This is a genomic window from Methanolobus sp. ZRKC3, assembly GCF_045291275.1.
Lineage (GTDB): Archaea > Halobacteriota > Methanosarcinia > Methanosarcinales > Methanosarcinaceae > Methanolobus.
On the sequence record NZ_CP146982.1, the window covers coordinates 2,001,415 to 2,019,523 of the forward strand.

An 18,109-nucleotide genomic window follows, 5' to 3' on the forward strand; every position below is an offset into this window, starting at 1 on the left:
ACCCTGTCATCTGCAATGATATATCTTCCATGACCATATGACAACGTTATAAAAAGTAAAAGAGAAAAAGAAAATTAAAGTTGCCCGAAAGAGCAACTTTTTCCACATCTATTTATCCAGGTGCACATCCATCTGCGGGAACGGGATCTCGATACCTTCCCTGTTGAATGCATCATATATGCCTGTGGTCAGGTCACCCTTGACAGCCCAGAAATCAGCCGTATTCACCCATGCACGCAACTGCAAATTCACAGATGAATCAGCAAGTTCTGTGTTAACAACAGCAGGGGCAGGGTCTGCCAGTACGAGAGAATGGGCATTCATGAGTTCCAGAGCAACCTTCATTGCACCAGCAATATCGCTACCGTAGCTGATACCTACATCAACACCCACCCTTCTTGTGGGCATACGGGTTGTGTTGATTATGGGACTGCCCCAGACAAGTTTATTGGGCAGTGTGATGAACTGGTTGTCAGGGGTCAGCAGTTCCGTTGCCATGATACCCACGGCTGCTACTGTTCCTGAAAGACCATTGACGGTCACATATTCCCCTTTATCAATAGGTCTCAGTGCTGCGATCCATACACCTGCAGCCATATTGTTCAAAGAGTCCTGCATACCAAAACCAAGGACCAGACCGATAACAGCGGAAAGACCTACGACCACCGAACTGGTATCTACGCCAAGAGTACTTACAACTGCAAGCAGAATAGCCACGTAGAGCAATGCACGCAGGAACCGCGCAAGAAACTCGATGACAAGTTCAGGAAGTTTCGTCTTTTCCAGTCCTTTCCTGAACATGCCTGTCAGGATACCGGCAACAAAAATGCCTGCCACCAAGACTATCAATGCAAATAGCAACTGTGATACAGATATGCTAGTATAGGGTATAGTTTGAGTTAATAGATCTGCTATAATAACCACTCCAAAAACGTCCCAATATTGAGATTTTTGTAAATTAACTTTCAACCCCATATGATATAATGATGATTGAAATATCTGATATCTTAATCACCTATTAATATAATAAGTACATAATAAAATATGCATTTTCAGCTGATCAGCGCAGCAAAAAGAGAATTATTCAGGTCAAACATTAAGCTCGATACAAGTCAGCCATCATGCGGGTAATTCCTCTGATATATGTACTGAAATGAAATACGACAACATTTAAAAGATAAAAATATATACATGAATATAATGGCTGCACGCATACTACTTTTCTTTACAGCTTTATTGCTGTTGTTGACACCTGTAGCCAATGCCTACGACTTTCATGATGAGAACATATGGATATTCCAGGGAGCATATCAGCTGAAGATCGGAGACAGGGCGGAACTGGAAGGATTCACTGTTAAGCTGCATACAATAAATGAAGATGATGCCTCTGCTACCATACTTATCTACCGCAATGGAGTGTTCAAGGAAGCCTACTTTATCGATTCCGGCGCAAACAGCGAGCAGGTATATGAGAACGAGTTGAAGATCAGCGTTGGGGATATCAGCACAGATTCCGTGTCACTGGAAATGCACAAGCAGAAAAATGAGAGGATATGGATAACAAGCAACCCAAAAACATCCCTCAAAACCGGGAATTCCATGGAAGATGACGACTATGTCGTGAAACTGAACGGCCTTGACGAAGAAGGAGCCACTATTTCCATTGAGAAACAGGGCAATATCATTGAGGGTATCTACAAGACGGGAGAATACGAGAAGATACCTGATGAGTTCATGATGCACCTGGTTTACATCAATAAGAACACAGAGGAAGTTTTTATTGAAACGCTCAGACCCGGTAAACCCGAAATAGGGATTAGTGTGCAGACAGATAAAGAAGATTATTACCCTTCAGAAAAAATCGAATACCAATTCAGTCTGAGTAATGACGGTAGCATCCCCCTGCATGGCATGCTACTGAATACAGGCAGCAGTGAGGGAACTGTTAAGGATATGACATTGCAGCATGCATCACTTGACCCCACCAAGGTCAAGAAATTCGTAACCAGTATATCGCCACCCATCAGTCCTGTGGCCAAGAATATCACGATCAACTCAGAGATCAAAGGTTATGATTACAAGGGTAATGAATACTTGAAGACAAGCATCCTTGAAGTCCCAATTAAGCCATACATAGCAATCGAAAAAGATATACAACTGCTGGAAAAGAGTGCATTTGACAAGGAATTCGGAACGGACGAATATTTCCTGATAAGCCTGACAATTAAGAACATGGCTAATTTCCAGACTGCACTAACTGTCGTGGATGAACTGCCAGAATCCTTTATTCCGGACAATATGGAAAAAGCTGAATGGGTCATTCTTATGGAACCCAGTTCTGAAAAGACTATAAAATATTATGTAAAACCAACAAAACCTGGCAATTTCACATTCGTTAATGCCATTGCACAGTGGCAGCATGAAGGTGAGACATATAGCGTGGAAACAGATGCCATTGATGAGAGTTTTCAGATACATGGCTTGAAAGTTACTGCAGAGAAGAACATTGTTTCAAACTACCTGTATCCAGGAGACGAGACAGAGGTCATTATCAGTATCAGAAATACCGGAGACAGACAGGTTGATGTTAGCATGTCCGATGTAATACCCAATGACCTTGAACTTGTCAGCGGGCAGACCAGATGGAAGGGAGAACTTAAGGCAGGCGACTCAAAAGAGATAACATATACCATCATGGCAGTGAAAGTTGGAGAAAGTTACCTGCCTGCTGCATCAGTCGAATTCACAGATGACAATGAAAGACGCGGAACCACAAGTTCAGGAACACCGATACTTTATGTGGATGATGCACCCCTTGTAATCGATTATGAGCAATACGTGGAAGAAGAAGAAGAAGAATATTACCAGAAGAGCGAGGAGATAATATCGACCCCAGAACCTGTTAATTCAGAGATCACAAGGTTTGGAGCAGCTGTATTTATGGTATACTCCTTTGTCGTCCTTTTCTGTGTTATCGCAATAGTACCTGCCACTGCATATTTATATATAAGCAGAAAATATAATAGCACAAGAAGGTGATGAAATAGGAATACTGGCATTTACTGGTACTGCATTGCTTTTTGCGCTTTTCGCTTTTGCCGTGCTTTTCGCCCTGGTGAACATATCATCCAGAATGGCATTGATAATCCTGTTCTTTACGCCCCTCCTTACAGTTCTCATTCTACCGGGAACCAGTATCGATTTCCTGTCATATCGACATTTCCTGCTTGCAAACGGATTAGTGCCTGTCAATAATTTTCACATACTTATGATGGTCTGGTCAACACTCATCGGGATCATACTGTACACTGACTTCCTCACATGGTACCTTGCGAAAGGAAAGAAAGGAAATTCCAGGGATGGGTAAGCAGAGGTTCCATCCATCCAGAATATCATGGAAACAGGTATTGCCATGTTCAAGGACAGACCTTTTAGAATGATTGATTCAAAACCTATTTCATCCTACACACCGAAATAATATATGTGGGATGATAATGGAAGAAACGGATAATGAAATTGCAATCGAACCTTTCAGGCCAAATCCTCTGAAAGCTGCTTTTTACTCAATGATATTCCCTGGCCTGGGGCAGATATACAACGGAGATACAGCCAAAGGCAGCTACTATTTTGTACTTGGCTTCATCCTGGTGGTCTCTGCACATCTGGCAATACCAATCCTTATATACATCGTTTTTTTGTTCTACAACATGCATGATGCATATAAATGTGCAATAGAAAAAAGAAAAATAGAGAATGGGGGATAAGTCCCCGAGTTATGTTTTGTTATCACGGTTGTAAGTTGCACTTTGAAGTTGCGGGATGCCACGCATACCCATGACATTGTAAACCGGTTGGGTCGGAGCGAGCCATACGCTGCCTGTTCCTTCGAATGTCTGCAGGAGACCTTCTCCTGAGGTGAATGCTCCTGTGATTCCTTTTGTTGATCTTTCCACTGTGAAATTTACAGATCCTGATCTTAGCAGGGAAAAGTTTCCATCTACCTGTAGCTTTTCATTGTTGAGCTGGTATTTGAGTACCTCGTTCATGGGCACAGGACTTTCAAGTACACATGTACCTGTTCCGCTTATTTTAGTCTGGAACCATCCCTCACTGCCAAAGAGACCTGCAGATATATTCTTCTGACTTGCCACACCAACTTCAAGGGAATCCTCACAGCAATAGAAAAGACCCTTATCAACTATTATGGAACCTCCATCAAGCTTCACTATAATGTAGTGACTGAAGCTTGGCTCAAGGAATACTTCACCAACTCCTCTGTATCGTGGCTTGAATGTGGATTCATTGGTCAGCTTGTTCTTGATCATTTTCTTCGCAAGCCCACCGACACCACCTATATTTGATTCGCTGGTGACATTGCCCTTGTGGAAATTGAGGGCACCGGCTTCGGTAATTATCCCACCATCTTTAAGGGTCACCTTGACCTGCTTCAGTGACATACCGGATTTCTGAACGTAATATATCTCCTTGGACAAACCAGGATCTTTGCTGCCTTTTAGCTCTTTGTATTCCAGAACTTCTATCTTCAAATTCTCTGTTTCTACAGAATCGAGAACATTTATGTTATCATAAAACTTGCCTTGCAATCTAAAAACTCCATTTATTTGTATATTTAAATATAATATAATCTCACAATTATATATAGTTTATATTGTCCCCATAAGGGATTAGGAGGGGTTAGAATAAAATGGAAGAAAACAAAGATAATATTAATAACATAAATAGGGAGTCAGATCTTGCCATCACTATGCCTACTTGCCTGTAGAATGTTCGAGGATGAAGTTGTCCACCTCATTGAAGAGGACAGGGACAGTCGTATAGTTCTTATTGATAACGGAGAGGACGAAGGGATCAAAAAGAAGCTGGATAGGCTTTCAATCGATTATGATACTGCAGATGCAGGAGAGATTGCAAACTTTTTGAGTGATAATGATGAACTCACACTTGTGGTTTATTTCCTGGAGTTCGCCCTGGATGCTGACCCACATATCCTGAAAGAAGAAGTATATCACAGTGTAGAAGAGATAGCAGGATCCATTGACGGCATCCTTGTCCTCTATGGACTTTGCGGAAATGTGCTGGGTTCCATTGAATATGATTTCAGGGAACTGGATATTCCTGTCAGGATACTCAAGGATAGGGGAGGACATGTGGTGGACGACTGCATCTGTGCATCCTTTGGAAACCAGGCATCGTACATCAATGCCATGAAAGGTGAGAAGCAGGGCGAAGGGACCTACTTCCTGACACCCATGCAGGCTGTGAACTGGAAGGAAATGCTTGTTGCAACCCGCTTGACGCCTGACCCTGATAACGTCGAGATGACAAAAATGGTCTTTGATTATTCAGGATACAAGAATGTGGGAAAGGTCGATACAGGCTTACATTATGAAAAAGAATTTGACAGGACAGTAAATGAGTTTGCCACTACATTCGGATTTAAAATTAGATTATTTGAAGGTTCAACAGAAGTTGTTGACGAATGTTACAACTCGATTAAAAAAGAAATTCTGAAAATAATGATCCTCAACAGTGATCAATAGCAAAAAACAAAAGCGGAAGAGAATTCACTCTTCCTGATCGTGATAGTAATACTCTCCTTTTGCCTTCTGTGCCCTATCCAGTCTGGAATCGGGTTTGTTGACCCTTGGACGGGAAGTATCCTCATCACGCCTGAAGGTGATGTTAAGATTTGCAAGGAACTTATTCATACCATCCTGCATGCTTGATGCCGCATGAGCCTTACCGTAAACAGCAGGTTCACCCTCAAACACTATGAGGCGTTCACTGAGCATATCTATCAGATAGATATCGTGGTCAACCACCATTGCAGTCTTTCTGTTATTTTCCGCAAATCTCTTGATGACCCTGGTAACCATGGAACGCTGTTCCACATCAAGGTGAGCGCTTGGTTCGTCAAGAATATACATGTCCGCATCCTGACAAAGACAGGCTGCGATGGCAACCCTCTGCAATTCCCCACCACTGAGATCAGTGAGCATTCTTTCATAGAGCCTTTCAAGCTGCAGGGGTTTTGCAACCTCGGACTGGAAATAGCTTGTATCGAACTTGCGGGACATACTGCGCAGGAAATACTGCACCTGCAGAGGACTGTCTGCCTTTATATACTGGGGTTTGAAAGCGATCTTGATGTCAAGGTCCAGTTTACCATCATCAGGCTCTATCTCACCTGCAAGCATCCGTACAAATGTGGATTTACCTATACCGTTTGGTCCCACTATACCCAGAACTTCGCCCTGTTTCAAAGAACCTGCTTCAGTTTCAAGGGAAAAAGAATCACCATAGCTCTTGGAGAAACTGCCATAATCAACCAGTGTGTCGATGTCAGTCTCCACTCTTGGAGGATGTACCTCGAACTTGATGGCATCCGGCCTCACACGCACGTTCTCCTCATGCAGATAGCCTTTAAGATACTGATTAATGGCAATACGCACTCCCTTGGGATGAGTTATCACACCATAGGCACCCGGCTCACCGTATGCTATGTGTACAGCATCTGCAAGCATGTCAAGTATAGCGAGGTCGTGCTCAACAACAAGCACAGCCTTGTCCTTTGATAGCTCCTGGATCAACTGTGCAGAATTGATACGCTGGTAGATATCAAGATACGGACTGATCTCATCAAAGAAATAGAAATCTGCATCCCTTGCAGCACATGCAGCAATGGCAACTCTCTGGAGTTCTCCACCACTGAGTTCTGTGATCTTCCTGTCAATTATGTGGGAAAGGTCCAGTCTCTCTACAAGGTCATTCAGAACTCCCCTCTCATCAGTCTTTTCCAGCAGTTCGCTGGTCTTGCCCTTGAAAGCCTTGGGGATGAGGTCAATATACTGAGGTTTCTGTGCTACCTTGATATCGCCTTCCATGACATTCCTGAAATAATCGTGAAGGGCAGTACCTGAATAATGTTCGAGCACCCGTTCCCAATTATCATTATCTCCGCCGAAGTTAGGTGTCAAAGTGCCAGACAGGATCTGTACTGCCGTACTTTTACCAATACCGTTCGGACCCAGAATACCTGTGACCTTGCCAACCTGCGGAATTGGAAGACCATAGAGTGAGAAGCCGTTAGGACCATATCTATGGGTCGGTTCTTTGAGTGCCTCAGGAAGACCAATGATCATTATTGCGTCAAATGGACACTTATGTACACAGATTCCGCACCCGACACAGAGTTCCTCGGATATGAGAGGTTTACCGTCTTCTTCGAAAACAATAGTTTCGTCCCCGGTTCTCACACGTGGACAGTATTTCTCACATTCATGACTACAACGTCTTGGCTGGCATCTGTCTCTATTTAAAATGGCTATTCGCATGTAAAATCCCTGTCACTGAAATAAAGTAAATGGTTTAAAAAGAGATAAGGTCAATTCAGAAGCAGTGTCCATGTCACAAGACAGAAGTCAATGACTATGAACTCAACATAGAACCAGTCCTTTGGGCCAAAATCCTTTGTGTTGATCTTGACAAGCGGGAAAATAAGTCTCATGGCATAATATGAGATTGCTGCAACGATGGTGATTATAGCATACCATTTAACTTCCGGAGCATCACCCACGCCTAACTGCATGAATACTATAAGTCCTGCGATCATACCTATGATAGATGCCACTGCTGTTTTGATAATACCCTCGATATGAGTCTGTTTCTTTTCCTCGGGGGTCTTTGATTTAAAAGCGGATCTATCGGCGCCAGAAACGGAAGGAGTGACTGCTTCTGCAGTTTTTATATCTTTCTGCTTGGAAGAAGTTGATTGCTTCCTATTGGACGGTTTTGACAATTGATCAGATCTCCTGGAATAACTTGGATAATATGGATACTTAAAAACTGAAACTTATATAAATCTTTATCCTAATTCACGGATAACAGGACAAAACTAGATAAACTCATTGCTCAGAACGTTGTTGACCATGTCTATGGAAACTGCATTGAAACCGATCTGCCTCAGGTGACTTGCAAACCTTTCGGGCCGATGGCCTTTCGGATGATAGACCACTGTGAATTCGGGCCTTATATCCTCCACCATTTCAGTCAGCCCCCTGGCATCCAGATGATCACTTATCTGGATCGCAGGATAGCGATAGTCAGACCTCCCGGTCATTACGTATTTGGAAATATGCCAGGGAAGCTTGCCAAGATCCCAGGGAGGGACAACACTTATGGAATCTTCAGATGAATCACCCAGAGACACAAGCTCACCGGCATTGTCAAGCAGCTGTCGGGTCAGGGCCAGGGACTTTTCTTCCATTTCTATCGAGCCTGTGTATCCAAACCCTCTTAGCAGCTCAACTGCCCTCTGGGCTTTACCAAAAGCATAAGCTCCAAAAGCAAGGCAGTTATTATCCTCAAATGCGCTCTTAAAAGCTGTGATATCATCTTCAAAATAACAGCTTGCATCCCCCGGGTCGCCATAATTCGCCTCGGTGATTAGCACATCGCATTTTGGAAGATGGGATGCATCCTTCACATCCCCTGTAACCAGTATGCGGGTACCGACATCATTTACCCAGTAAAATGCAGTGGAACCTACAGTATGATAATTGGGATATGTGTGAACTGTGACACCATTCACATCGATGCTCTCACCAATGCTTACAGTTCTGCCCTTATATTCCCGCTCATGCCTTATCTCAAGTGCAATGGCAGTCTTCTCAGAACATACTGCCCTTTCGGAAAGCATGGCGGATTTGCCATAATGATCCGAATGTGCATGGGTGATCAGGTAGGCATCGGGTTGCTGGTACTTCTGGGGAATCCTTGTAGTATCCACAGAAAAGGTGAGTATTTTCCCCTTATCTGACCTGAATTTTATAGCAAGATGCGGCTTAAAAGAACCCCTGGAGTTCTTTTGCCTGAATACCATTACACCAAGATCGACTAGTTCCTGCAATTTCAATATACCTCTAAGCCTGAATAAGAGTGAATATATTTACGTCTTTTCAAGAAGACTAAAATAAAAAATTAACGGAGAGAAAAGAAAACAATAACAAGATGCTTAAAGCACCTTGTTCAATTCCTCAATGAGGACTGCAGCATTTGTGACACCTGTAAAGCGTTTTGCAATTTCCCCGTCCTTCAGTATAACTAAAGTAGGGACAGCCTGAACTCCATACTGTGATGCAAGTGCCTGGTTCTCATCTACATCGATGACCTTGACTTCGACCTTGTCTCCGAGTTTCGCCTTGACTTCTTCAAGAATAGGTTTCTGCATCTTGCAGGGTCCACACCATGTTGCACTGAAATCCAATAATTCCGGTTTGCTCATGTTATAACACCTTTTAATTTTCTAATAAGGGTATTTATTAAATTGATAGTTGTTAAGATATACTGTTTCGTTGCAGAAATAATAGCCAGTGACATGAAATCCCCCTTCATTCACTGCCATATGCCACGGTGATGCATATCCCATACACAACCATTGTGTACTTTATATAAATAATTTTTGCCCACATGGACCAAACTATAATTTCCTGATCTTAGTAGACATATCCAAAGGACTTGCATAATACGGAGCAGTGGTGATAATAGTATCCACAAGTGCAGCATATTCGGACACTTTCTCAATATCTATGCCACCAATGGCAATTCTGAGTTTAGGGTTAAGTTCACGCAGTTTGGGTACAATGGTCTTCATCTCCCCGGGGCTTTTATGATCCAGCATGATAATGTCCGCCATTGCTGCATATTTGTATGCATCTTCCACTGTATTCGGCTCGATCTCGATCTTCCTCATTGACCTGAGCTGACCAAGCTCTTCGATGACATTGAAATGATTCTGGGTGATCTGCACAGAATCGCTTAAAGATGTGCGATGATGGGCTCCACCACCTATTGTTACAGCTTTCAGCTCATATTTGCGAAAACCAGGATGGGTTTTTCTGGTTGTAGCTATCATGACCTCAGGATTGACCTTCCTTGCAAGCTCAACGGTATAACGCGTCATTGATGCGATCGCACACACCATTGAAAGGAATGTCTGGGAAAATCTCCACAGTTTGAAAAGCATGGGAAGATCGCCCTGTGCCTCAAATATCACATCATTGGGATTGAATTCTTCACCATTTCTAAATGAGCTCACAACCTCAAGACCCCTGCTCTCATAGAGTTTGCCAAGGTCATCCATGCAAGCTGCAACTCCATGCTCCCTTGTCATGATACGAAGCCTGCCCTTTCCTTCGATACCAAGAAGTTCTGTGGTCTCATCGCCATAAGGACAGTCTTCTGCAAGATAAAGCTCAAAAAGATCGATCATTATTTTTCCACCTGTAGATAATTTATGGGATATTGTTCATAACTCTTTTCATTTTATCCGTAACGAAAAATGAAAAAAGAGGAGGTTATTCCTCCAGTGTGGAAACATCTCCCAGGTCAAGGCCCAGTTCCCTTGCTTTGATAACCCTCCGCATGATCTTTCCACTGCGGGTCTTGGGCAGGGAATCTACAAATTCGATCTCAGAGGGTATTGCTATTGGCCCCAGGTTCATCCTGACGTGATAAACAAGATCAAGTTTCAGTTTATCACTTGCTTTGAAGCCCACACGCAGTATGATGAAGGCCTTTATGGAATCCCCTTTGAGAGGGTCAGGCTTTCCGATAACAGCAGCCTCGGCTACGGACTCATGGGAAACCAGGGCACTTTCCACCTCAGCGCTTCCTATATTGTGCCCTGCAACTATCAGGACATCATCCGAGCGTCCCAGGATCATGATATAACCATCTTCATCCTTTACTGCAAGATCACCGGCGGTATAATAGTTGCCAATGGTGTTCCAGTACTGCCGGTATCTTTCATCATTCTGGTGCACAGTCCTCATCATGGAAGGCCAGGGTTCCTTTATCACAAGGAAACCACCAGTGCCAGGCGGAACAGGTTCTCCATCCTCATCCACAACATCTGCCACCACACCGGGTACCGGACGGCCTGCAAACCCTGGTTTCATGGGTTCACCAACTGCAGTGGTAAGCATGTGCATACCTGTTTCCGTCTGCCACCAGGTATCGACTATGGGGCACTTTTCCTTGCCTATGACACTATAATACCATTCGAATGCTTCAGGATTCAGAGGCTCTCCCACAGAGCCCAGTATCCTCAAAGAACTCAGATTGTATCTATTTGGCCATTCCTCACCGAATTTCATGAACATTCTGATAGCCGTAGGTGCGGTGTAGAAGATAGTTACGTCAAATTCCTCGATGATACGCCACCAGGCACCCGGGTCGGGATAATCGGGAGTTGATTCCGATATCAGTATGGTACCACCCATTGACAGCGGACCATATACAATGTAACTGTGGCCTGTGATCCAGCCGGGGTCGGCGGTACACCACATGACATCATTATCCTTGAGATCGAACATGCACTTGGTAGTATAATAGGTACCCACCATGTATCCACCGCATGTGTGTACTATTCCCTTTGCAGGTCCTGTGGTACCACTAGTGTAGAGTATGAACAATGGGTCTTCGGAATCCATGACCTCAGCCTCACACTCTGACTCTGCAGATTCCATGATCTCATGGAAGTCAACCTCTATCTCGGAGTAAAGTTCCATTGGAGGGGACATCCTGCGCAGAACAACTATCTTTTCCACACTTGAACTGTTCACAACAGCCTCATCCACAATGGCCTTGAGCTCAACACGTTTGCCACGCCTCATACCTGCATCTGCAGTAATGACGATCTTGGCCTGTGCATCACGGATCCTGGAACGAAGGGCATTGGATCCAAAGCCTCCAAAAACAACAGTATGGACAGCACCTATACGGGCACATGCGAGCATAGCGATTATCTGTTCAGGCACAAGAGGCATGTAAATACATACCGTATCTCCTTTTTCCACACCAAGGGATTTCAATCCGTTTGCAAAACGCATAACCTCACGGTACAGCTGGCGATAGGTGAAGATCATCTCCTCCCCGTTATCACCTAACCAGATCATTGCAACTTTATTGCGTCTTCCATCGAATACATGCCTGTCCAGACAATTGTGTGTTATGTTGAGCTTGGCGTTGGTGAACCATTTTGCATAAGGGTGTTCCCATTGCAGTACAGTATCCCATCTTTGGAACCATTCGAGCTCATCTGCGATCATTTCCCAATAAGCAGACGGATATTTCAGGAATTTCTCATAAGTCTGCTCATAGTCGCCAATCCACGAGTTCTCCTTTACGGAAGGATCCGGAAGATAAGTTTTCCCATCCAGTTTTACTTCGAAATTTTCAGACATTCTACCTAAACCTCACCATACCATCACTTTTGGCAAAAAAGTGAATTTTGTAAACTAAGCAGGATAATGTGTGAAGGTCGTGCATCCCTGAGAAAATACCATAGCCAGAGCTATACGACATAACAATATGATCTTGGCACTGATAATCCCAGTGTGCCAATGACTTTGTTCTAACCATCCAAGTCATCAGCTATTATACGGCATGCAGACCAGCTATCCACCATATATCCTACATTATAAATCATGATGGTTCTATAAATCTATTGTGGCCTAAAAAATATACAAAGAAAGAATGGATTACTGAAGACATATACAGGAAAAAAAAGAAAAAAGAAAAAATGTTATGCTGAGAGAGCCATTATAGCCTCTGCAAGATCGCCATTGGCATTTTTCAATGCATCTCTGGCCTGATCCTCAGAAACCCCGGTCTGCTCTGCAACAAGTCTGATATCGTCATCAGGTATCTGAACTTCCCTGGCGACTTCTTCTGGTGTACCGACTATCTGATAGGTATCTACGCCCTGAGCAGTCATTATAGACACATTAGCATCATTGAACACTATATCCCTATCAGGAGTCCTGATGATGACCTGTTCAACATCATTTATATCAGTGATATTGATACCCATTTGTTTCATCATCTGCTTCATTTTTGTAGGGTTCATTCCCCTGCCGCCCATTCCTGGAATCATAAAATCACCTTGTAGCAATATCCGATGTTGATACGTTCATTTATCTAATTAATGACATCCGCCACCACATGAACCACAGGAATCTGCAGCTGCTGATGCGGAATTATCAATAACGAAACCCTTGCCGCTTGGACCGTCAACGTAATCGATGACTGCAGAGGAAAGACCTTCAACATCGTTCTTGTTCATGACGAGCTTGATGCCGCTTACTTCTTCTGTAACATCTTCCTCTTCACTTATTTCGCTGTCAAGGGACATACCATACTGGACACCGCAGCAACTCATGCCTGCTACGAAAAGTCTAAGTGCCTGGTCCTGCTTCTCCTGCTCTTCAAGGAGTGATTTAAGTTCAGTTGCTGCCTTCTCAGTTATTTCTACCATAATTAATTCCTCACTGAATAATATAGGATTTTATTCCTTTTAAAATAATACGATTGTTAATTCGAGTTGACTTAATGAGTCATCCTTTATATGATTTTTTGATATATAATTGTTCGCCTTGTTACGAACCTATGCTGCCATGCCAGCCTATACGAACTCTGCATCATCATCAACCGGATTCTGCAGTACCTCGGCATTGTAGGCATTTATCTCGATCGAACCCCTCGGACCTTTTATCTCCCAGACAGGCACATACACAAGGCCTATGTCCAGCTTGATATCTTCAAGAGCCGGTTTGAACCTCTTGTGCTCTGAGATAATAGCTTCACCCTGGGTATTATCAAAACGCAGGTCCTTTGTGTGTTCATCCACTATACTCTCGATCAATTGCTTTTTAGCTTCTTCCTCGCTGGTGATCGGATGTTTCACCTCATAGACAACATCGGGAATTACAATGCTGTCATGCACATCATCGATCACAAGATGCTCATCGGCCCCGTTAAGAGCATTCAGACAGCCTGATGCTGCACCGGATATATCCACGATCTTGGACTTGTACCTGTATTCGGTACTGAGAGAATAATCATACCTCCAGAATGGTACAAGCTTCAAGATCGAATCTTTATATGTATAGATATGCGGTTTTGCCACCGATATAGCATGCTCCTGTGTGACCCTCACAGGCGCAGCCCTGATATTAAGATTGATACCGCCCGGAGGTTGAACCACTTCAGGAGTAACATCCTGTTCGCCAGCTGGCGCAAATATCTGCGGTTCCGGCTGCATAGGAACTTGAGGCGCAGCTTGCAGAGGAACCTGTTGTACAGCTTCCGGTACAGCTTGCGGAGGCGCCTGTGGAGCTAAATATGGCGTATACTTTCTTTCGGAAATGGTTGACGCAAATGATGATGGCTCTGCAGCTCCACTTGTGCCGGAATTGCCCCCTCCGAATATAGCATGGATGGCTTCCTGTGCGGCCGCATCGGTCTTTGAAACTGCCTTTGGCACCGGTTTACCGAAAAGGTCCAGCTCACTTGCAGAGCCTTCTATGTCTGCGAGTACCGCCTTTCCTATCTGAAGTGCCATATCGTCACGATCCCATACCCTAAGGCCTATATTTTCAGCATCCCTGGTAAGTTTGCTATCAATGCTTCCTGTCACAGCGTAGAGTCCCTGGCCTTCGGTCACCTGATTTGCAAAATTCTTTATTTCCACGATATCGGGGTTGGAAGAGAACTTGATGAAAGTCTTAGAACCATCCCTTTCCGCCACGATATCATGTTTGTAAGAATCTGCTACGTCATAGCCAGCTGATGTGAATATATCCCTCAAAATTCGCACTAAATCCTGTTTCATGAAGATCAGTATCCCTTTTTATGAAAATTTAAAATCGATTTCTATGAATAAAAAGACGAGTAATAGGTTTCTTATCAAATATTGGAGATCCAATACTGTATCAAAGCACCCTTGTTGTGGTTTCCAATTCAATTCCCTTGGTAGATATAATATATGAGATGGTCCTGTTGGGAATGAGCATTCCACGCATTTTCCTTATCATGATGGTACGTTCAAGCTCACTTCCCCTTTCCCTGATCCTAAACTCGATAACACCATCGCATATATGTTTTAAAGTGTTCTCGGTTATCGAATCATGCATTCCACTAGTCATCAATATAAGCTGTATCGCACCTGTGGCTTTGCCAACTGATGAAATAATCTCTATAGCCTCGACCACATTGTTCAGGTCATAGGAACGCAGGAAGTAGGAGATGGAATCAATGACACCACGATATTTCATATTTCTTTCCTGGGTCACTGCGCTCTTCAGCAGATTCATTGAATCGGTTCCCCTTTTAAGGAAATCCTTTGCAGAAAGATCGCTCGTGAAGCCCTTTGGAAGAACATTATAGAAACGGGGAGCATATGCATCAATAAATTCCAGTGAACCGTCCTCGATGTGTTTCCGGACATCCCAGCTCATGTTCCCCATATCCTGGATAACCTCATTTACAGGATGTTCGGATGAGAAATAATAAACATTCTCGTTATTGAGAAGGCCACCATTGACGAATTGTTGTGCGAAAAGGTCCGAATTTGCTCCGGGCTCAGCAAGAGCCAGAATCGTCGATCCAGGTGGAACTCCACCTCCTAGCTGCACATCCAATCCGGATATTCCGGTCGGAACACGAAAACCACCAGTGCCATCAAAGCTGTAATCCATATTTACCCTCAAACAATTAAATAATATTATTAAGTGATATTGCGAATGATATTATTGCAGTATAAATTATATTAATATAGGAGAATAATAGGCTTTTATAGTATAAATCAATTAGTGATTTTTATGATAGACACTAGCGAGCTCAAGTATGACAATGGTCTTATCCAGGCTATTGCACAAGACCGCGAAACCAGGGAAGTGCTCATGAGCGCCTACATGAACAAGGAAGCTCTTGACCTGACCATTGAGACTGGTATCGCACACTACTGGAGCAGAAGCCGCCAGAAGCTCTGGAAGAAGGGAGAGAGCTCAGGCCATATGCAAAAGGTCTTTGAGATCCGCATCGACTGTGACAAGGACTCGCTTTTGCTTATTATAGAACAGGAAGGCGGCGCATGCCACAATGGTTTCAGATCCTGCTTCTACCGCACCATCGAGGGGGATGTTGTGGGTGAGAAGGTCTTTGACCCTGAAGACGTATACTAGTCCGGCTGCCAGCAGCCCATACTTCTTTTTCAGACCATTTTCAGCTCTTTACTACTTCTTTTTTAGTTATTTTTACAGGGCAACTAATTTCTATAAATACAATCCGCCACATATACTTCTTTATGAGAACAGGTATGAGCGAAGGGCTAAGAATAGTGCCGGATACGAGTGCAGTGATAGATGGCATCCTCTCCGAAAAAATTGAGCAGGGGGAATTTGTAGATGCCGAGATACATGTGCCGGAAGCTGTGGTGGCTGAGCTTGAAGCACAGGCCAACCGGGGACTTGAGATCGGGTTAAAGGGACTGGAAGAGCTGAAAAAACTACAGAAGATGGCAGAAGATGGTGAAATATATCTTGATTTTACCGGAGAGAGGCCAAGCTATAATCAGATCAGACTTGCCAGTGATGGAGAAATTGATGCTCTAATACGCGAAAGTGCTATTGAACTGGACGCGACATTTGTTACCGGCGACAAGGTACATTCCCTTGTTGCAAAGGCAAAGGGACTGGATGTGCTGCTGCTCAGGGCAGACCCGGAGAAGTTCGGACCCTTACTGGTGGACCAGTTCTTCGAACCGGACATCATGTCAGTGCACCTGAAGAACAAAGTCCCACCCATGGCTAAAAGAGGCTCTATAGGGGACGTCAAATATGTGAAGATAAGAGATGATCCATGCACTTATGATGAGATCAAAGCAATATCCAATGAGCTGCTCAGCCGGGCACGTTCTGACAGGGATTCTTTTTTTGAGATATCATTTAACGGCGCATCGGTGTTACAGATAAGGGATATGAGAATTGCCATCGCCAATCCCCCATTTTCCGATGACATTGAGATCACAGTGGTGCGACCCATAGCAAGTATGAGATTCGAGGATTATCGCCTCAGTGATGTTCTCAAGGAGCGCATAGGAGCCCAGAGAGGCATACTCATTTCAGGACCACCGGGGTCAGGTAAATCTACCTTCGCCTCAGGTGTTGCAGTCTATTTGAACGACCTGGGATTTGTGGTGAAGACCATGGAATCCCCACGTGACCTCCAGGTGCCCCCTGAGATCACCCAGTACGCACCCCTGGATGGCAGACTGGAGAACACTGCCGATGTGCTGCTGCTGGTCCGCCCTGATTATACCATCTACGACGAGGTTCGTAAGACAGTGGATTTCGAGATATTCGCTGATATGAGACTGGCAGGTGTGGGTATGATCGGAGTGGTACATGCCAACCGCGCAGTTGATGCCATACAGAGACTTATCGGCAGGGTGGAGCTTGGAGTCATTCCGCAGGTAGTGGATACTGTCATTTTCATCGATAAGGGAGAGGTTGCCAAGGTACAGATACTTGAGTTCACTGTAAAGGTGCCTTCAGGCATGACAGAGGCAGACCTTGCAAGACCTGTTATCCTGATCTCCGACCTGGAAACAGGAGCAAGCGAATTCGAGATCTACACCTACGGTGAGCAGATCGTGGTAATGCCAATAGGCGACCAGGCCACTAGAAAACCCTCATGGGACCTTGCCGAGGGCAATGTGAAGAATGTCATCAGTGATTATGCCAAGGGACCCGTTGAGGTTGAGATGACCTCAGACCACAGGGCACTCGTGAAGGTGAAGGAAAAGGACCTCCCTCGTATAATCGGAAAGGGTGGCCGCACAATTGGCGATATCGAAAAGATTCTCGGCATCCACATAGATGTACGTGAGATCGATGAATCCAAGAGCAAACAGGATCCTGACTTTGGCAGCCCGGAACCTAGAAATGCAGGGTATGGCAGGCAGGAATCCGACATCATAGACTTCCGCCCCATCATCGAAAGAACAAAGCGCCATTTGATCCTTAAAGTACCGGAACTTGCAACCCGTGATGTGGAAGTTTACGCTGGTGAAGAGTTCATATTTACAGCAACTGTTAGCAGACATGGTGACATCAAGATAAGAGTAGGCTCAGATGTGGCATATGAAATACTGGGTGCCATGGACGTGGGCAAGCCTGTGATGGTGCGCCTGGATTGAGAACAGAAAAAGACATATGATCCAGAAAACATAGATGCGCAGGAACCA

18 protein-coding genes are annotated in these 18,109 nt (G+C 44.2%); 6 read left to right on the forward strand and 12 right to left on the reverse strand.

Annotation, left to right across the window (positions count from 1 at the left end):
- Positions 1–108: 108 nt before the first annotated feature.
- Positions 109–924, reverse strand: coding sequence for a mechanosensitive ion channel family protein (locus V7O66_RS10230; RefSeq protein ID WP_406660216.1), 816 nt, complete (start codon positions 922–924; stop codon positions 109–111).
- A gap of 276 nt (positions 925–1,200) precedes the next feature.
- Here V7O66_RS10230 and V7O66_RS10235 point away from each other — a divergent pair, with 276 nt between their 5' ends.
- From V7O66_RS10235 to V7O66_RS10245, 3 genes are all read left to right on the forward strand, one after another.
- Positions 1,201–3,039, forward strand: a complete 1,839-nt coding sequence (locus V7O66_RS10235; protein ID WP_406660217.1) for a hypothetical protein — start codon at positions 1,201–1,203, stop codon at positions 3,037–3,039.
- A 94-nt stretch (positions 3,040–3,133) separates the two neighbouring features.
- Positions 3,134–3,367 (forward strand): hypothetical protein, encoded by a 234-nt coding sequence (locus V7O66_RS10240; RefSeq protein WP_406660218.1) that lies wholly within the window; start codon positions 3,134–3,136, stop codon positions 3,365–3,367.
- A 127-nt stretch (positions 3,368–3,494) separates the two neighbouring features.
- Entirely contained in the window at positions 3,495–3,764 is a 270-nt protein-coding gene (locus V7O66_RS10245) for a DUF5683 domain-containing protein (RefSeq protein WP_406660219.1), read from the forward strand.
- A 9-nt stretch (positions 3,765–3,773) separates the two neighbouring features.
- On the opposite strand, the gene V7O66_RS10250 is transcribed toward V7O66_RS10245, so the two are convergent.
- The gene (locus V7O66_RS10250; RefSeq protein ID WP_406660220.1) at positions 3,774–4,604 is read right to left on the reverse strand and encodes an AIM24 family protein; all 831 of its coding nucleotides are present in this window, start codon (positions 4,602–4,604) and stop codon (positions 3,774–3,776) included.
- A gap of 150 nt (positions 4,605–4,754) precedes the next feature.
- Here V7O66_RS10250 and V7O66_RS10255 point away from each other — a divergent pair, with 150 nt between their 5' ends.
- On the forward strand, positions 4,755–5,561 hold the full coding sequence (locus V7O66_RS10255) for a DUF1638 domain-containing protein (RefSeq protein ID WP_406660221.1): 807 nt from the start codon (positions 4,755–4,757) through the stop codon (positions 5,559–5,561).
- A gap of 24 nt (positions 5,562–5,585) precedes the next feature.
- Here V7O66_RS10255 and V7O66_RS10260 read toward each other — a convergent pair whose 3' ends face one another.
- From V7O66_RS10260 to V7O66_RS10305, 10 genes are all read right to left on the reverse strand, one after another.
- Positions 5,586–7,355: a ribosome biogenesis/translation initiation ATPase RLI gene (locus V7O66_RS10260; protein ID WP_406660223.1), complete on the reverse strand. Its 1,770-nt coding sequence runs from the start codon at positions 7,353–7,355 to the stop codon at positions 5,586–5,588.
- Positions 7,356–7,405: 50 nt separating this feature from the next.
- The gene (locus V7O66_RS10265; RefSeq protein WP_406660224.1) at positions 7,406–7,819 is read right to left on the reverse strand and encodes a hypothetical protein; all 414 of its coding nucleotides are present in this window, start codon (positions 7,817–7,819) and stop codon (positions 7,406–7,408) included.
- A gap of 96 nt (positions 7,820–7,915) precedes the next feature.
- Entirely contained in the window at positions 7,916–8,902 is a 987-nt protein-coding gene (locus tag V7O66_RS10270; RefSeq protein WP_406662630.1) for an MBL fold metallo-hydrolase, read from the reverse strand.
- A gap of 132 nt (positions 8,903–9,034) precedes the next feature.
- A complete protein-coding gene (locus V7O66_RS10275) occupies positions 9,035–9,304 on the reverse strand; it encodes a thioredoxin family protein (RefSeq protein WP_406660225.1) in 270 nt (89 codons plus the stop codon).
- 195 nt (positions 9,305–9,499) lie between these two features.
- Positions 9,500–10,291: a nicotinate-nucleotide pyrophosphorylase gene (locus V7O66_RS10280; RefSeq protein WP_406660226.1), complete on the reverse strand. Its 792-nt coding sequence runs from the start codon at positions 10,289–10,291 to the stop codon at positions 9,500–9,502.
- 85 nt (positions 10,292–10,376) lie between these two features.
- Positions 10,377–12,266, reverse strand: a complete 1,890-nt coding sequence (acs, locus tag V7O66_RS10285; protein ID WP_406660227.1) for an acetate--CoA ligase — start codon at positions 12,264–12,266, stop codon at positions 10,377–10,379.
- A 341-nt stretch (positions 12,267–12,607) separates the two neighbouring features.
- Entirely contained in the window at positions 12,608–12,958 is a 351-nt protein-coding gene (locus V7O66_RS10290; protein ID WP_406660228.1) for a nascent polypeptide-associated complex protein, read from the reverse strand.
- Positions 12,959–13,006: 48 nt separating this feature from the next.
- Positions 13,007–13,339, reverse strand: a complete 333-nt coding sequence (locus V7O66_RS10295; RefSeq protein WP_406660229.1) for a HesB/IscA family protein — start codon at positions 13,337–13,339, stop codon at positions 13,007–13,009.
- A 147-nt stretch (positions 13,340–13,486) separates the two neighbouring features.
- A complete protein-coding gene (locus V7O66_RS10300; protein ID WP_406660230.1) occupies positions 13,487–14,695 on the reverse strand; it encodes a hypothetical protein in 1,209 nt (402 codons plus the stop codon).
- A gap of 100 nt (positions 14,696–14,795) precedes the next feature.
- Positions 14,796–15,560 (reverse strand): RAD55 family ATPase, encoded by a 765-nt coding sequence (locus V7O66_RS10305; RefSeq protein WP_406660231.1) that lies wholly within the window; start codon positions 15,558–15,560, stop codon positions 14,796–14,798.
- Positions 15,561–15,683: 123 nt separating this feature from the next.
- On the opposite strand from V7O66_RS10305, the gene hisI reads away from it, so the two are divergent.
- Both hisI and V7O66_RS10315 read left to right on the forward strand, forming a co-directional pair.
- Positions 15,684–16,046, forward strand: a complete 363-nt coding sequence (hisI, locus tag V7O66_RS10310) for a phosphoribosyl-AMP cyclohydrolase (protein ID WP_406660232.1) — start codon at positions 15,684–15,686, stop codon at positions 16,044–16,046.
- 122 nt (positions 16,047–16,168) lie between these two features.
- Positions 16,169–18,061 (forward strand): PINc/VapC family ATPase, encoded by a 1,893-nt coding sequence (locus tag V7O66_RS10315; protein ID WP_406660233.1) that lies wholly within the window; start codon positions 16,169–16,171, stop codon positions 18,059–18,061.
- Positions 18,062–18,109: the final 48 nt, after the last annotated feature.

Excerpts from the sequence above, each read along its gene's own strand:
- V7O66_RS10235 (WP_406660217.1), top strand. The coding sequence starts at position 1,201 with ATGGCTGCACGCATACTACTTTTCTTTACAGCTTTATTGCTGTTGTTG.
- V7O66_RS10240 (WP_406660218.1), top strand. The coding sequence starts at position 3,134 with ATGGCATTGATAATCCTGTTCTTTACGCCCCTCCTTACAGTTCTCATT.
- V7O66_RS10245 (WP_406660219.1), top strand. The coding sequence starts at position 3,495 with ATGGAAGAAACGGATAATGAAATTGCAATCGAACCTTTCAGGCCAAAT.
- V7O66_RS10260 (WP_406660223.1), bottom strand. The coding sequence starts at position 7,355 with ATGCGAATAGCCATTTTAAATAGAGACAGATGCCAGCCAAGACGTTGT.
- V7O66_RS10270 (WP_406662630.1), bottom strand. The coding sequence starts at position 8,902 with ATGGTATTCAGGCAAAAGAACTCCAGGGGTTCTTTTAAGCCGCATCTT.
- V7O66_RS10275 (WP_406660225.1), bottom strand. The coding sequence starts at position 9,304 with ATGAGCAAACCGGAATTATTGGATTTCAGTGCAACATGGTGTGGACCC.
- V7O66_RS10280 (WP_406660226.1), bottom strand. The coding sequence starts at position 10,291 with ATGATCGATCTTTTTGAGCTTTATCTTGCAGAAGACTGTCCTTATGGC.
- acs (WP_406660227.1), bottom strand. The coding sequence starts at position 12,266 with ATGTCTGAAAATTTCGAAGTAAAACTGGATGGGAAAACTTATCTTCCG.
- V7O66_RS10290 (WP_406660228.1), bottom strand. The coding sequence starts at position 12,958 with ATGATTCCAGGAATGGGCGGCAGGGGAATGAACCCTACAAAAATGAAG.
- V7O66_RS10295 (WP_406660229.1), bottom strand. The coding sequence starts at position 13,339 with ATGGTAGAAATAACTGAGAAGGCAGCAACTGAACTTAAATCACTCCTT.
- V7O66_RS10300 (WP_406660230.1), bottom strand. The coding sequence starts at position 14,695 with ATGAAACAGGATTTAGTGCGAATTTTGAGGGATATATTCACATCAGCT.
- V7O66_RS10305 (WP_406660231.1), bottom strand. The coding sequence starts at position 15,560 with ATGGATTACAGCTTTGATGGCACTGGTGGTTTTCGTGTTCCGACCGGA.
- hisI (WP_406660232.1), top strand. The coding sequence starts at position 15,684 with ATGATAGACACTAGCGAGCTCAAGTATGACAATGGTCTTATCCAGGCT.
- V7O66_RS10315 (WP_406660233.1), top strand. The coding sequence starts at position 16,169 with ATGAGAACAGGTATGAGCGAAGGGCTAAGAATAGTGCCGGATACGAGT.